Here is a 13,283-nt window from a genome sequence, read left to right on the forward strand (position 1 = left end):
AAACTCTGAACCGGTACAACCTCTGCGAGACCCTGAGGATGCACGGAAAGAGAGCTCAGCGAAAGCTACGGGGTTCTGGAATATGGGATTATGGAAAGGGAAAAGTTTCGGTGAACGCCGAGCTTGAGTTTCGTTCACGTTTGCGACAAGTCACTGACTTTTCTCTGTCCTTTTGCCTGAGAGTTTCAGCGAAACGGCTCGCCGCTGCAGCTTGATCGAAGCTGTTTGCGGTTAGGTCTTGCGGCCTGCGTTTCACCTTGCCCCTTCGGCACCCATGGTTGGGATTCTCCAGAGGCCCCTGCTTGCCCTGTTTCTTGCGATCCAGAACATATCAACGGGGTGACGCTATGAAATTGTGGCATGAACTTTAACAGTGGGATAACGGCTTGTAAACACCCTATTATTTCAAATGTGTAACTTTTTGGGCAAGTGGACAAAAGCGTGCGGAGTAAGGCGGGATGGCCTTGAAGACCGGGATACGGAATGGATGTCGAGGGGATATTTGTGCAAGACCGGTGGAACGTGGTGTTGTACAAATACTGTTGCACATATGTTCTTGCGAGAATGCCGGCATGTTTGCCAGGGTGGATGTTTCTTTTGAATGAGGGCAACACCTTCGTTCTAGGGAGCATGCCTTGCTAACATGGTTTTGACTTGGAATGGGCAAGTGGTTGTTCTGCTCAATATTATGTTGCGCTATGAAAGGGTAAGGATGAAGTTCACGGTTGTGGCGGTTGGAAAGCTGAAGGAGCGATTCTGGGCTGATGCGTGCGCGGAGTACCTGAAGCGCCTGCAGCCTTATGCGAAAACCCAGGTGCGCGAGATCGCCGACGTCGACCCGCGTAAGGCTGGCGGCGTGGATGGCGCACGCGATAAAGAAGGCGCCGCGATCTGCGCTGAGCTGGAGAAACTTGGCGCAGATACGCACATGGTGCTGCTAGCCATTGACGGCAAGGAGCGTTCGAGCGAGGGGCTGTCGAAGCGCCTTGACAACCTGATGCTGCAAGGGAAGAGCAACTTCGCATTCGTCATCGGCGGATCCGACGGCGTGAGCGATGAGGTGCGCAAACGCGCCGACGAGCTGCTGTCGTTCGGACCGATCACACTCCCCCACAACCTAGCGCGCGTAGTCCTACTCGAGCAGCTCTACCGCTCCCAAAAAATATCCCACGGCGAGCCTTACCACAAATAACATAGCGCACTGACTCCTAGCTGACATTTAGTGACATTTAGGGGGATGTGTCGTTAAGTGTCCGATTCAAGGGATGACACTTAGGGGACGTGTCGTTAAATGTCCAGTTCAGGGATGAACGCCCGGCACCGCTCTGACTGAACACGGCTTTACGCAATCATCGTCGTTTCGCCAGCACCCTTGTTCGCACCGTGGCCGCTCAGGGGCGTGCCGGTATCTGCCCCGCTTTGCTTCGATCGTCATGTGAGAAGCAAGCGTTTGCCCGCGATTGCCGAGCTTCTTATACTGTTTCGGAACGAATTTGCCTGTGAAGGAGGCGCTTCCCTATGCGGATGATTTCTTGGAACGTGAACGGCTTGCGCGCTGTTTTGAAGAAGGGCTTCGAGGATATCGTGTGCCAGTTCGATGCCGATGTGGTCGCGCTGCAGGAAACGAAGCTGCAGGCGGGCCAGGCGACGTTGGATTTGCCGCAATATCGCGAGTTTTGGAGCTATGCGGAGAAGAAGGGCTACTCGGGGACGGCGGTTTTCACGAAGGAAGAGCCGCTGCAGGTGCTTCATAGTCTGGGCTTTCCCCACTTGGATAACGAGGGGCGCATCGTGGCGTGCGAGTTTCCCGAGTATTGGTTCGTTTGCGTTTACACGCCGAACGCGCAAAACGAGCTGGCGCGCATAGATCATCGAATGGAATGGGATGACGCGTTCCGCGACTTTTGCAAGGGCTTGGAAGAGGGTGTGCTCCCGGCCGGCGTTCCGGTGGAACGTGCCGGCGCTGACGGCAACGTGGTGCTGCGCCCGGAGGCGGGACGTGGCGAAGGGAAGAATGGTGCGGACATGATCCCGGAATCGGCTCCCATGGGCGACGGCCATTTGCCCACGCAATGGCTTCCGCTGACGCAGCCCGGTGAATCGGCGCAGCCGAAGCCGGTGGTCATGTGCGGTGATTTCAACGTGGCGCATAACGAGATCGACCTGAAGAATCCCGGTCCCAACCGTGGAAATGCGGGCTTTTCCGATGAGGAGCGCGAGAAGTTCGACAAGCTGCTCGATGCCGGGTTCACCGACACGTTCCGCAGCACACACCCCGACCTTGCCGGCGCGTACTCCTGGTGGAGCTACCGGTTCAACGCACGCAAGAACAACGCAGGGTGGCGTATCGACTATTTCCTAGTCAGTGATGCTTTGGCGCCGCGCATCGAAGCCGCCAGCATCTACAACGAGGTGTTCGGCAGCGACCACTGCCCTGTTGGCCTCGAGCTCGACCTGGGCTAGCTCCGACGCCTTGGGCCTGACACTTCGGAGACGTAGCACTAAGCGTCAGGCCCCGATGTGTCTGGGATGGGGGTTGGCGAAGCTGCTGGTGGAGCGTGGTATCATGCTAGGGTTCGAAACGAGAGGCTGCGGTAACTGGAAGTCAAGCTGCCGAGCCTGTATTCAGTACTGCTAGAAGGAAAATAACCGTATGGATACTGCAAAGATCGAAGCCGGCGTTCGCATGATTTTGGAGGGCGTGGGCGAGAATCCCGACCGCGAGGGTCTGAAGGAGACGCCTGCGCGCGTTGCCCGTATGTACGAAGAGGTGTTCGCCGGCCTGACGGAGGACCCTGCCGTGCATTTCGCAACCACGTTCGACGAGCACTGCAGCGAAATGGTGCTTGTGCGCGACATCTATTTCTACTCCATGTGCGAGCATCACCTGGTGCCGTTCTTCGGCAAGGCGCACATCGCCTACATCCCGGCCGCCGATGGTCGCGTGTGCGGCCTGTCGAAGCTGGCGCGCCTGGTCGAAGTGTATGCGAAGCGTCCGCAGGTGCAGGAGCGTTTGACCTCGCAGATTGCCGACACCCTGGTCGAGCAGCTGAATCCGCAGGGCGTCGTGGTGGTGCTCGAGGCTGAGCACATGTGCATGAGCATGCGCGGCGTGAAGAAGCCCGGCAGCCATACCGTCACCAGCGCGGTGCGCGGCGTGTTCGCCGGCAGCACCGATGCGGCTCGCGCCTCGCGTTCCGAGGCCATGTCGCTCATCTTGCGCGAAACCCGATAACGCGAAGGCTTGGTTATGGAAGCCGCTGCCGACGTGTGTCACCAGCTGTTCGGCATTGCCCCGGGGGCTATGCTGCTGGTGTGCCTGCTCGTGTTCCTGGCGGGTTACGTCGACGCCATCGCGGGCGGCGGCGGGCTGATCTCGCTGCCCGCCTATATGATCGCCGGCCTGCCCACGCATGCCGCCATCGCAACGAACAAGATGAGCTCGACCATGGGTACCACCATCGCCACCTGGCATTATGCGAAATCGGGCTACATCCAATGGAAGCTGGCGGGCGTTTGCGCGGTGCTCGCCGTAGCCGGATCGACCATCGGGTCGAATCTGGTCCTCATCACCAGCGACGCGTTCTTGCGCGTATTTCTGCTGGCGGTGCTGCCGATCACGGCCATCTACGTGATGAGGTCGAAGAGCTTCGGCAAGCAGGACAAAGAGCCGCTTTCGTCGAAACGCACCGCAGCGCTTTGCGCGCTGGTGGCGTTTTGCGTGGGCATATACGACGGCTTCTACGGTCCCGGTACGGGCACGTTTCTGATGCTGCTGCTCACCGGCGTGGCCCATCTGAAGCTCAAATCCGCCGCCGGCATCACGAAGGCCATCAACTTGACCACCAACGTCACGGCGCTGGTGGTGTTCCTCCTGCACGGCCAGGTGCTGCTGGTGCTCGGCTTGGTTGCAGGCGCCTTCAACATCGTGGGCAACTACTTGGGCTCCCATAGCTTTTCGAAGAACGGCGGTGCGGTCGCCCGACCCATCACCATCGTCGTCCTGGTCATCTTCTTCGCGAAGGTTATTTGGGATTTCGTCGCCTAAGCCGTGAAACTACCCGCCGCTGGCTGCGGATGTTTCACGTGAAACGCCACCTGAAAATACAAGGTGCATGGCAATCGGGTACTATGGAAGCATACTGAAACGAGCGCGTCGGTCGCGCGGGTGAAAGGATTCGAACATGAAGTGCGTTATCAGTGTTCTTGGCAAGGATCGTAGCGGTATCGTTGCAGCTGTTTCGGTTGCGCTGGCCGAATGCGGTGCCAACATCGACGACATCAGCCAGACCATCTTGGGCGACATGTTCTCCATGACCATGCTGACCACGCTGGACACTGAGAAGGCTGATTTTAATGCTGTGCAGGAGAAGCTTGAGGGCGTCGCCTCTGAGCTGGGCGTGCAGATCACCATCCAGCGTGAGGACGTTTTCCAGTTCATGTACAAGATCTAGTTCGCGAATCGGATCGTACTGCTTGCGAACAAGGGCGCAAGCCGAACCGCTTGCATATAAGCCGCCGAACGACGGCCCGGAGTCGCAGACTCCGGGCCTTTTTGCGCACCGCTATAATAGGAAACCGTGACCCATCAGACGATCAGGGAGAAGTCGAATGACCCGAATCTATTCGTACACCCAACCACTCGATGCCGATATCGTCGACGCGTTCTGCCTTATGCAGAAGGGCTTCACCGATCAATTCGTGTATTACCGCAAGGACCGCCCCACCCGTTTCATGGGCTTGGGGCGCTGTATCGCGTTGCCGACCTTGGACGAGGTCGAGTGCGAGCTGACGGGGCCGGCCGCCGAGCAGCCGGTGTTCTTCTCGTTCAACCGATTCGACGCGCATAATCCCGCGCCGGCCGATGAGCTGTTCCAGTCGTTCCCCAACCTGCATTTCATGCTGCCCGAGGTAGTGCTCATCGAGAACAAGAGCGGCGCTTTCCTGCAGGTGAACTCCCTTGGCCCGGTGTACACCGGCCGCGTCGAGCGTTTCGCGCGTCTTGCCCTGACGGCGCCGCATCGCACGCGACGCACCGTTTCGTACCAGCTGGAACTCGATTCGCGTTCCGCTTGGGAGCAGGCGGTGGGAAGCGGGCTTGATGCCATCAAGAGCGGCCGCGTGGAGAAGGTGGTGCTCTCGCGCCGTTTGAAACTGCGTGCCGACGAGCCGTTTTCCTCGAAGGACCTGCTGGTGAACCTGATCGACGGCACCGCGCACGGAACAGTGCTGCTGTACCGATATGCCGACGTGTTCTTCTGCGGCTGCACTCCCGAGCTGCTCGTGCGCAAAACCGGTTGCGAGCTGGAAAGCATGTGCCTGGCGGGAACGTGCCCGGCATCGCCCGACCCCGCCGAGAACGAGCGCCTTGCGCAAGGCTTGCTGAACGATGCGAAGAACCGCGCCGAGCATGACTACGTCGTGCGCTTCATCCGGGATGTGCTGGGCCGTACGTGTTACGCGGTCGATGTCCCGAAGCAGCCGACCATCATGCCGTTGACGCGCATCCAGCATCTGATGACGCCTGCGCGCGCAAAGCTGCTCGAAGGCGTCGACCTGTGGTCGATGATGGGCGATTTGCATCCCACGCCCGCGGTTTCGGGCACGCCGGTCGGCGAGGCGAAGATGCTCATCCGTCGGATCGAAGCCTATAATCGCGGCTTCTTCGCCGGCGCATGCGGCTACGTCGATGCTGCGGGAGATGGCGAGTTCAGCGTGGCGCTGCGCACCGGCGTGTTCGACGGCGAGATCGGCTACGTGTACGCCGGATGCGGCATCGTCGACGGTAGCCGTGCGGCCGACGAGTACGACGAGATCGCGCTGAAGCTGAAGACCGTGCTCTCAGCGTTCGATGGCGAAGCCGTCACCGCCTCGTCCCACGCTGCGCAAACCAGCCCGCAAACCAGCCCGCAAACCACAGCGCAAAACGCGCCGCAAACCACGGGCGAAACCAACCCGCAAGCCGCATCACCGGCCGACCTGCAGGAGATCCCTCAGGTTGCGGGTCAAACCGCAACGCAAACCGCGGGTCAAACCAGCCCGCAAACCACGACCGCAGGGAAAGGGGAAGCTCGATGACCGTCGCCGATCCGCGCGCAACCGCGCGCTTTTTGGGAGCGTTTTTCGACGAGCTTGCGAAATGGGGCGTGCAAAACGTGGTGATCAGCCCCGGTTCGCGTTCCACCCCGCTGTCCATGACCGCCTACGAGCTGTCTTGCCGCGCTCCGCAGCGGATGAGCACGTATGTGGACGTCGACGAGCGCGGCGCCGCCTTTCTAGCGCTGGGCATGGCGAAGGCGTCCGGTCGTCCAGCGGCGCTGGTGTGCTCGTCGGGTACGGCCATCGCAAACTACTATCCGGCCATCCTCGAGGCGGAGTCGTCGCGCGTGCCCCTTATCGTGCTGACGGCCGATCGCCCGCCACAGCTGCAGGGGCTGGGTGCCCCGCAAACCTGCGATCAATCGCACGCTTACGGTACGCACGTGCGCGCCTATCGCGGGATGCCCTTGCCCGCAGATGACGAAGGATCGCTGCGTTTCGCCCGTCAAGTCGCGCGTGAGGCGTGCATCGCCGCGCTCGGGTCATGCGAACCCGCGCAAAACCGGGAAACGCAAAACTCCTTGGCGGTACCCTCGGCTGCGACGGCGAGCGCATCCCACCGTCTTGCCGGAGCCTGTTTCGGCGGTCCGGTGCATCTGAACTTCCCGTTCGACGAGCCGCTCAAGCCCGACACGACGCTACCCGACCTGTTCGATGCCGGCATCCCCTGCGCCGAGCCCGCTGCAGACAGCGCGGCTCCCGGGGCAAAACCTGCCCGCAAACCGTCGCTTCCCGCCGGCATCGCGCACGTGCATGGGGGCATGGAAGGCATTGCGGCAGCGCAGCTTGCCCGCGAGCTGCTGGCCAATAGCGTGCTGCTGCTGGCAGGCGAAGGCTCCTGCGCCACGCGCGAGGAGGCGCAGCGCGTGCTGACCTTCGCGCGCACCTTCGCCATCCCCGTGCTTGCCGACCCGCTCTCGGGGCTGCGCTCCTTCGACGACCCGTTGGTGATCGGCAACTACGACAGCGTGTTCCAGCGTGGCGGCATCTCGCCTGATGAAGCGCTGAACCCGCAGGTTATCGTACGTTTCGGCCGCTACCCTGTGTCGAAGAGGGCAACGCAGTGGGCCCGCGCGCGCGAGGATGAGGGCGTGCTGCAGGTAGTGGTCGACCCCCTGGAAACGCGCGACACCAACGCCGCCACCACGGTATTCGTTCGCACGAAGCCCGCCGATTTCGCGCAAAGCATGCTGCGCGCGCTGCGCATGGAGGACGGCCCCGCGGCGGCAGGCGCCAACAATCTGTCGTTCGCCAACGCCTGGCAACGGGTGGAGGAAGCTGCCGCAAAGCGCATAGCCGCGGTAGATACCGGCGAAGAACCCGGTGCCGACGGCTTTGAGGGAGCCTACGTCCGTCGCGTGCTGGAGCTTGTCCCTGAAGGCTCGTGTCTGTTCGTGGCAAACTCCATGAGCGTGCGCGCTGTGGACACCTTCTACCTGAAGGGCGGAAAGCAGCTGACTGTGTTGGCGAACCGGGGCTTGAACGGCATCGACGGCACGGTTTCAACGGCCATCGGCGCTTCGCGCTGCTTCGGCCGCACCACGCTGATCACGGGCGATTTGACCATGCAACACGACTTGAATGCCCTGGCGTTGCAGCGCGAGCTGCGCGTGCAGCGGCAGCTCGCCGACGCCGCAGGCGACGAGAACCGCGCGCCGAAACAGGGCGCCAAGCGTAATGGCTGCGAAACAAACGCCGGCGAGCTGGGCATTACCATCGTGCTGCTGAACAACAACGGCGGTGCCATATTCGACATGCTGCCGCAGAAGTCGCAGGAAGCGTATTTCGAGCGCCTGTTCCTCACGCCTCAGGACGTGGACTTTCAGGCCGCGGTCGCCGCATTCGGCGTGCCCTACAGCAAGACGGCCACGTTGGCTGAGTTTGACCGGGCGTATCGAGCATCGCTGGATGTTCCGGGCATCAGCTTCATCGAAGTGCCCGTGCCCCTGCAGGGCCTGCGCGAACGTTACGCCAGGTATTGGTAGGCGTTCGACGCGCAACCATCGCTGCGAGGTCGGCGATCGGCGCGCAACCGTCGCCGCAAGGTCGGCGCTTTGCGCCCTGGCGTTGCCGGCATGCCGTGTTGTACGCAACACATACAACGATAAAGCGCTAAGGGATCGAGGAGGAGCTCATGGAAATGATGAACGAGCAGTCGGAAACCGCCTGCTTCGACGTTGACGGAGTCCGATATCGTTACCTGTATATGACGGAGGATTATCCCGCCCGCCGCCGCACCCCGGTGCTGTTCGTGCACGGCTTTGCGCAAAACGCGCTGTCCTGGTTCCCCGCAAGCCGTACCATCTTCCTTGAGCGCGACGTGTACGGCATCGACCTCGTCGGCCACGGCGGGTCGTCGGTCCCGGTTCATCCGGCGCCGTACAGCTTGCCCGCAATGGGCGAGGCGCTCCTTGCCCTCATCAAGCTGATTCCGGGAAAACCCCTGGTCGTGGCCTATTCGATGGGTGGGCGCGTAGCGCTTTCCGCATTGCTTGAGGTCGGTCCCGCGGCTTTCGCCAAGCAAACGAGCGGCTTGCTTCTGGAAAGCGTGGGCATGGGGCCGAAAACGCAGGCGGAGCGCGATGCCGCCATCAAGCGCGATGCCGATATGGCGCGCCGCCTGCGCGAGACGCCGCTGAAGGACTTCATGACCTACTGGGAGAACCTGCCGCTGTTCGAGTCGCAGAAGGCGCTGCCGAAGAAGGTTCGCGCCGCGGTCCGCGCCAACAGGCTTGCCAACGATCCCGAGGCGCTGGCGAAGTGCGTGGAATGCGCAGGCCAGCACCGCATGCCCTCGTACCGCGAGACCACGGCGGCGCTGCGCGACCTCGGCCTGCGCGGCTACCCGGCCTTGTATCTGGCCGGCGAAAAAGACGCAAAATACAGCAAGCTTGCAGCAGGCCTGCACGAGGAGGGCATCGTGAGGACGCGTATCGCGCCGAAGGTGGGGCACAACGTCCATCTGGAGGCCCCCGAGGTGTTCGCCGCCTGCGTGCACAGCGTGGCGACTCGCTAGCGGGCGCCCCCGGTCCACTTGTGCAACGTGGTGCCGGGCTGCGAACTCCGCGGCCTTATCCATCAGTCCCCTCTCAACGGCCTGGAAGGCGCTTGCCGTAACCTTGTTCCAAGGTAATTGCGGCAAGCGCCCGTTTCGCCCCTTCCATTCCGTGCCATGTTCCCGTGCATTGCCGATCAGCGTCTTGACGTGGTGCGACTTTGCTACAATGCACTCATTGGAAACCAGTATGCACGCAAGTTCGAATCAACTCGAAACAGAGGCTCACCGGCTATGGATGACAAAACGCAAGGTACCGAGCAGCAAGACCAGCTATCCGATATGTCGAGGGACGAACTCGATGCGGAGATCGGCCGCTTGCTCGGCGTCTATCCCGTCGTGCGCTTCCTTGACGAACGCGAGATAGAGGAAGATGAATCTTGTCTTCTGTACGGCGGCGCGTGCGTTTGCATGCGCGGGGTGTGCAAGGACATCCTGCGCGATGGAGGCTCCCGAACGCATAGGGTGCTCATGGGCGATCAGGTCCATCGCGCATCGGCTCGGTACGTGAACGTCGATGGCAAGCCGGGTGTGCTCATGTGCACTCAGCCCATCGACGCGGTCGCTGGCGGCTTGCTTTCCGAGGATCTGCTTTATCACGATGCGTTGTCGGGCGCGTATAACCGGCGATTCTACGAGGACAACCTGCGCAATCAGCACGTGTTCGCCGGCGTGGCGGTTTTGGACATGGACGATTTCAAGCTGGTCAACGACACGCTGGGCCATCATGCCGGCGATGTCGCCATCAAAACGGCCGTGAGCGCGCTCAGGAGCTGCATCCGGTCCAGCGATATGCTCGTACGTTACGGCGGCGACGAGTTCGTGCTGGTCATCCCCGGCATTTCCGCTGACGTCTTCGCGCGCAAGCTACACGATATGGCGGACAAGGTGGCCGAAACGCCAGTTCCCGGATACGAGAACATCAACCTTACCGTCAGTGTCGGCGGCGTGCTGTCCGAAGGTCGCACCGTCGAGGAGGCGGTACGCCAGGCGGATGGCCTCATGTACAAGGCGAAGGGCCGCAAGAACCTCGTCATAACCGATTCCGATGACCTTGATTCCTACGAGTTCCATAAACCGTTGCTGCTGGTGGTGGACGATTCCGAGATGAACCGCGTCATCCTGAGCGAGATGCTCAAGGATCAGTACGAAATCCTCGAGGCGAATTGCGGCGAAGCGGGCATCGCGTGCCTGGAACAGCATGGAAGCGGCATCTCCATCGTGCTGCTCGACATCGTCATGCCCGGCGTTGACGGCTTCGACGTGCTCTCCCTCATGTCGCGCAACGGCTGGATCGCCGACATCCCCGTCATCATGATCTCGAGCGAAGACTCCGACGACTCGGTGCTGCGCGCTTACGAGCTGGGCGCTTCCGACTACATCGGCCGCCCCTTCGATTCGCGCATCGTGCGCCAGCGCGTCAGCAACATCATGCGCCTCTACACCAAGCAACGGCGCCTTTCAGCTATGCTCGCGCAGCAGTTCTACGAGCGCGAACGCGAAAGCCGCATGCTCGTCGACATCATGGGCGGAGCCATGGAGCTGCGCAACGGCGAAAGCGGGCCGCACGTGAAACACGTGCGCAAGCTCACCGAGATGATGCTGGAACATCTGATGCGCAAAACGGACCGCTACCGCATCACCTCAAGCGATCGCAGCACCATTGCCGCCGCATCCACGCTGCATGACCTGGGGAAACTGTCCATCCCCGACAGTATCTTGAACAAGCCGGGCAGGTTGACGCCCGAGGAGTTCGAGATCATGAAGACCCACACCACCATCGGCGCCGATATGCTGGAGGGCATGGTTCAGTACCGCGATAGCGCCCTGGTGCGCACCGCGCGCGACATCTGCCGCTGGCATCACGAGCGCTACGACGGCAGCGGATACCCCGATGGGCTGAAGGGTGAGGAGATCCCTATATCGGCGCAGGTCGTTTCGCTCGTGGACGTCTACGATGCCCTGACCAGCGATCGCGTGTATAAGAAGGCGTTATCGCACGAGAAGGCCATGCACATGATCTTGAACGGCGAGTGCGGCGCGTTCAACCCGCTGCTCATCGACTGCCTCATCGATCTGCAGGACCGTATCGTGGTCGAGAAGGACGAGCAAGATTCACCCCCCCCTATTTCGGTGAATGATGAGGGGGCGGGAAAGAGCGGGAGCTTGATCGATGAAGGGCGCCCCGATGATGAAAATGGGCCGACAAGGAAAGGTTAGATAGGCAATGAGCGCGATTCAAGATGCATATAACCAGATAGGAGCCGATTTCAGCGACGTGTTGCGCCGTTTCACCAGCGAGAAGCTCATCGTGCGATTCGCCGAGAAGTTCCTGGAGGACGGCAGCTTCGAGCAGCTGGGCGAAGCGCTTCGAAGCGGCAACGCGGATGCTGCGTTCCTTGCCTCCCACACGTTGAAGGGCGTCTCACAGAACATGGGATTCACCGGCCTGTACGAGTCGTCGAACGCGCTGACCGAGGAGCTGCGCGCCAAGCCTGCCGACTTCACGCGGGCGAAGGAGCTGTTCGAGCCTGTAGAGGCCGAGTACAGCAAGACGGTCGAGGCCCTGCGCGCCGCCTTGTAGCAAGCAACGGCGCTTAGCTGCGCAAGGAACGGGAAACCCGCTCAGACGCTCCGTACGATGCGGATATCGTGCGGAGCGTGCTTATGTCGGGCGAATTCGCTACCATTGTTTCGTACACGTAAAACTTCGCGCAAACCCTTGCGTTTTCGCGTAGCAGCGGAAGGAATCACATGAGCGACATCCAGTGGCAACCTGGAAAGCAATACCGCGAGATCGTCTATGAAACGTACGAGGGCATCGCGAAGATCACCATCAACCGTCCTGCCAGGCGCAACGCCTTCACGCCCCTGACGGTCAACGAGATGTACGACGCGTTCTCCGTTGCGCGTGACGATGCCTCCATCGGCGTCATCATCCTCACGGGCGCCAACCACGGCGGCCGTCACGAGGACGAGGCGTTCTGCAGCGGCGGCGACCAGAAGATCCGCGGCAACGGCGGCTACGTCGGTGAGGACAACATCCCCCGCCTGAATGTGCTCGACCTGCAGCGACTGATTCGCGTGGTGCCCAAGCCCGTGATCGCCATGGTCAACGGCTACGCCATCGGCGGCGGCCACGTGCTGCACATCCTGTGCGACCTGTCCATCGCCGCGGAAACGGCGAAGTTCGGCCAGACGGGCCCGAAGGTGGGCAGCTTCGACGCCGGATACGGCGCAGGCTACCTGGCGGCCATGGTCGGCCAGAAAAAGGCGCGCGAGATCTGGTACCTGTGCCGCCAGTACACGGCGCAGGAGGCGCTCGACATGGGCATGGTCAACAAGGTGGTGCCCTTTGAGCAGCTCGAGGAGGAGACCGTGCAGTGGGCGCGCGAGATGCTGCAGTTCAGCCCCACGGCGCTGCGCTTCATGAAGGCCTCCTTCAACGCCGCCACCGACGGCCTGGCCGGCCTGCAGCAGTTCGCCGGCGATGCCACGTTGCTGTACTACACCACCGACGAGGCGAAGGAGGGCCGCGACGCGTTCAAGGAGAAGCGCAAGCCCGACTTCTCCAAGTATCCGAAGTTCCCGTAAGTCGTTTCAGCAGTTCAAGGTAAAGGTAGGCGCAGAACCCTCATGATCGGCGTATTCGAAGGCATGGTGCGGCAGAACCCGCAGCGCACGTGCTTCACGTTTGTCGATAAGGAAGGGAACGTGGAAGCGTTCTCGTATAGGGAAGCCCGCATGATGGCGGCGGGCCTGGCCAGCCTGTTGCGTCGAAGGGGCGTCGAGCCGGGTGATGCCGTGGTGATCGACCTGCCGAACAACCCGGCTTTCGTCATCATGCTGCTTGCGGCCGCCTACGGCGGGTTCTCGCTCATCACCATGAACACGCGCCTGACCGATGCCGAGAAGCAGGCGCGCCTGCTCGACCTGCAGCGCTCCCGCGCCGTGAACGTCGCCTACACCATCGATATGTCGAACGCGGCTCACCTGCTGCAAACCGTGGCCGACGAGGCCACCGGCACCGCTGAGGCGGCTGCGCACGGTCGCGGTCATGCGCAGCGCACGGCGTTCGCGGCGCGCACCAACATCGCCACGGCGGAGGCCCGCACCACCCGCGCGCTCG

General features: G+C 61.6%; 12 protein-coding genes and 1 riboswitch. All 12 genes read left to right on the plus strand.

The window, feature by feature from the left end; genetic code table 11:
• Nucleotides 1-154: 154 nt before the first annotated feature.
• Nucleotides 155-302, minus strand: a riboswitch (glycine riboswitch).
• 410 nt (nucleotides 303-712) lie between these two features.
• Entirely contained in the window at nucleotides 713-1,192 is a 480-nt protein-coding gene (locus DW178_RS01960; RefSeq protein WP_118349432.1) for a 23S rRNA (pseudouridine(1915)-N(3))-methyltransferase RlmH, read from the plus strand.
• A gap of 326 nt (nucleotides 1,193-1,518) precedes the next feature.
• Nucleotides 1,519-2,463 (plus strand): exodeoxyribonuclease III, encoded by a 945-nt coding sequence (locus DW178_RS01965; protein WP_118349433.1) that lies wholly within the window; start codon nucleotides 1,519-1,521, stop codon nucleotides 2,461-2,463.
• Between the two features lie 190 nt (nucleotides 2,464-2,653).
• Entirely contained in the window at nucleotides 2,654-3,235 is a 582-nt protein-coding gene (gene folE / locus DW178_RS01970; protein WP_042432346.1) for a GTP cyclohydrolase I FolE, read from the plus strand.
• 15 nt (nucleotides 3,236-3,250) lie between these two features.
• Nucleotides 3,251-4,048, plus strand: coding sequence for a sulfite exporter TauE/SafE family protein (locus DW178_RS01975; protein WP_286168458.1), 798 nt, complete (start codon nucleotides 3,251-3,253; stop codon nucleotides 4,046-4,048).
• A 136-nt stretch (nucleotides 4,049-4,184) separates the two neighbouring features.
• The gene (locus DW178_RS01980) at nucleotides 4,185-4,454 is read left to right on the plus strand and encodes an ACT domain-containing protein (RefSeq protein WP_118349434.1); all 270 of its coding nucleotides are present in this window, start codon (nucleotides 4,185-4,187) and stop codon (nucleotides 4,452-4,454) included.
• 157 nt (nucleotides 4,455-4,611) lie between these two features.
• Nucleotides 4,612-6,078 carry an isochorismate synthase gene (locus DW178_RS01985; protein WP_118349435.1) on the plus strand — a complete coding sequence of 489 codons (1,467 nt, stop codon included), beginning with the start codon at nucleotides 4,612-4,614 and terminating at the stop codon, nucleotides 6,076-6,078.
• Entirely contained in the window at nucleotides 6,075-8,084 is a 2,010-nt protein-coding gene (menD, locus tag DW178_RS01990; RefSeq protein ID WP_118349436.1) for a 2-succinyl-5-enolpyruvyl-6-hydroxy-3-cyclohexene-1-carboxylate synthase, read from the plus strand. The genes DW178_RS01985 and menD overlap by 4 nt, the downstream gene beginning before the upstream one ends.
• 149 nt (nucleotides 8,085-8,233) lie before the next feature.
• Entirely contained in the window at nucleotides 8,234-9,115 is an 882-nt protein-coding gene (locus DW178_RS01995; protein WP_118349437.1) for an alpha/beta fold hydrolase, read from the plus strand.
• A gap of 273 nt (nucleotides 9,116-9,388) precedes the next feature.
• On the plus strand, nucleotides 9,389-11,374 hold the full coding sequence (locus DW178_RS02000) for a diguanylate cyclase (RefSeq protein WP_118349438.1): 1,986 nt from the start codon (nucleotides 9,389-9,391) through the stop codon (nucleotides 11,372-11,374).
• A 7-nt stretch (nucleotides 11,375-11,381) separates the two neighbouring features.
• Entirely contained in the window at nucleotides 11,382-11,738 is a 357-nt protein-coding gene (locus DW178_RS02005) for an Hpt domain-containing protein (RefSeq protein WP_118349439.1), read from the plus strand.
• A 170-nt stretch (nucleotides 11,739-11,908) separates the two neighbouring features.
• Nucleotides 11,909-12,748, plus strand: a complete 840-nt coding sequence (menB, locus tag DW178_RS02010) for a 1,4-dihydroxy-2-naphthoyl-CoA synthase (protein WP_118349440.1) — start codon at nucleotides 11,909-11,911, stop codon at nucleotides 12,746-12,748.
• Nucleotides 12,749-12,790: 42 nt separating this feature from the next.
• Nucleotides 12,791-13,283 (plus strand): AMP-binding protein (locus DW178_RS02015; protein ID WP_147363790.1); only part of this gene is annotated, 493 nt, incomplete at its 3' end.

It is taken from the genome of Eggerthella sp. AM16-19 (assembly GCF_003474385.1).
GTDB lineage: Bacteria > Actinomycetota > Coriobacteriia > Coriobacteriales > Eggerthellaceae > Senegalimassilia.

Bases quoted from the DNA above. Each gene is read 5' to 3' on its own strand.
- DW178_RS01960 (WP_118349432.1), top strand. From the start codon at position 713: ATGAAGTTCACGGTTGTGGCGGTTGGAAAGCTGAAGGAGCGATTCTGG.
- DW178_RS01965 (WP_118349433.1), top strand. From the start codon at position 1,519: ATGCGGATGATTTCTTGGAACGTGAACGGCTTGCGCGCTGTTTTGAAG.
- folE (WP_042432346.1), top strand. From the start codon at position 2,654: ATGGATACTGCAAAGATCGAAGCCGGCGTTCGCATGATTTTGGAGGGC.
- DW178_RS01975 (WP_286168458.1), top strand. From the start codon at position 3,251: ATGGAAGCCGCTGCCGACGTGTGTCACCAGCTGTTCGGCATTGCCCCG.
- DW178_RS01980 (WP_118349434.1), top strand. From the start codon at position 4,185: ATGAAGTGCGTTATCAGTGTTCTTGGCAAGGATCGTAGCGGTATCGTT.
- DW178_RS01985 (WP_118349435.1), top strand. From the start codon at position 4,612: ATGACCCGAATCTATTCGTACACCCAACCACTCGATGCCGATATCGTC.
- menD (WP_118349436.1), top strand. From the start codon at position 6,075: ATGACCGTCGCCGATCCGCGCGCAACCGCGCGCTTTTTGGGAGCGTTT.
- DW178_RS01995 (WP_118349437.1), top strand. From the start codon at position 8,234: ATGGAAATGATGAACGAGCAGTCGGAAACCGCCTGCTTCGACGTTGAC.
- DW178_RS02000 (WP_118349438.1), top strand. From the start codon at position 9,389: ATGGATGACAAAACGCAAGGTACCGAGCAGCAAGACCAGCTATCCGAT.
- DW178_RS02005 (WP_118349439.1), top strand. From the start codon at position 11,382: ATGAGCGCGATTCAAGATGCATATAACCAGATAGGAGCCGATTTCAGC.
- menB (WP_118349440.1), top strand. From the start codon at position 11,909: ATGAGCGACATCCAGTGGCAACCTGGAAAGCAATACCGCGAGATCGTC.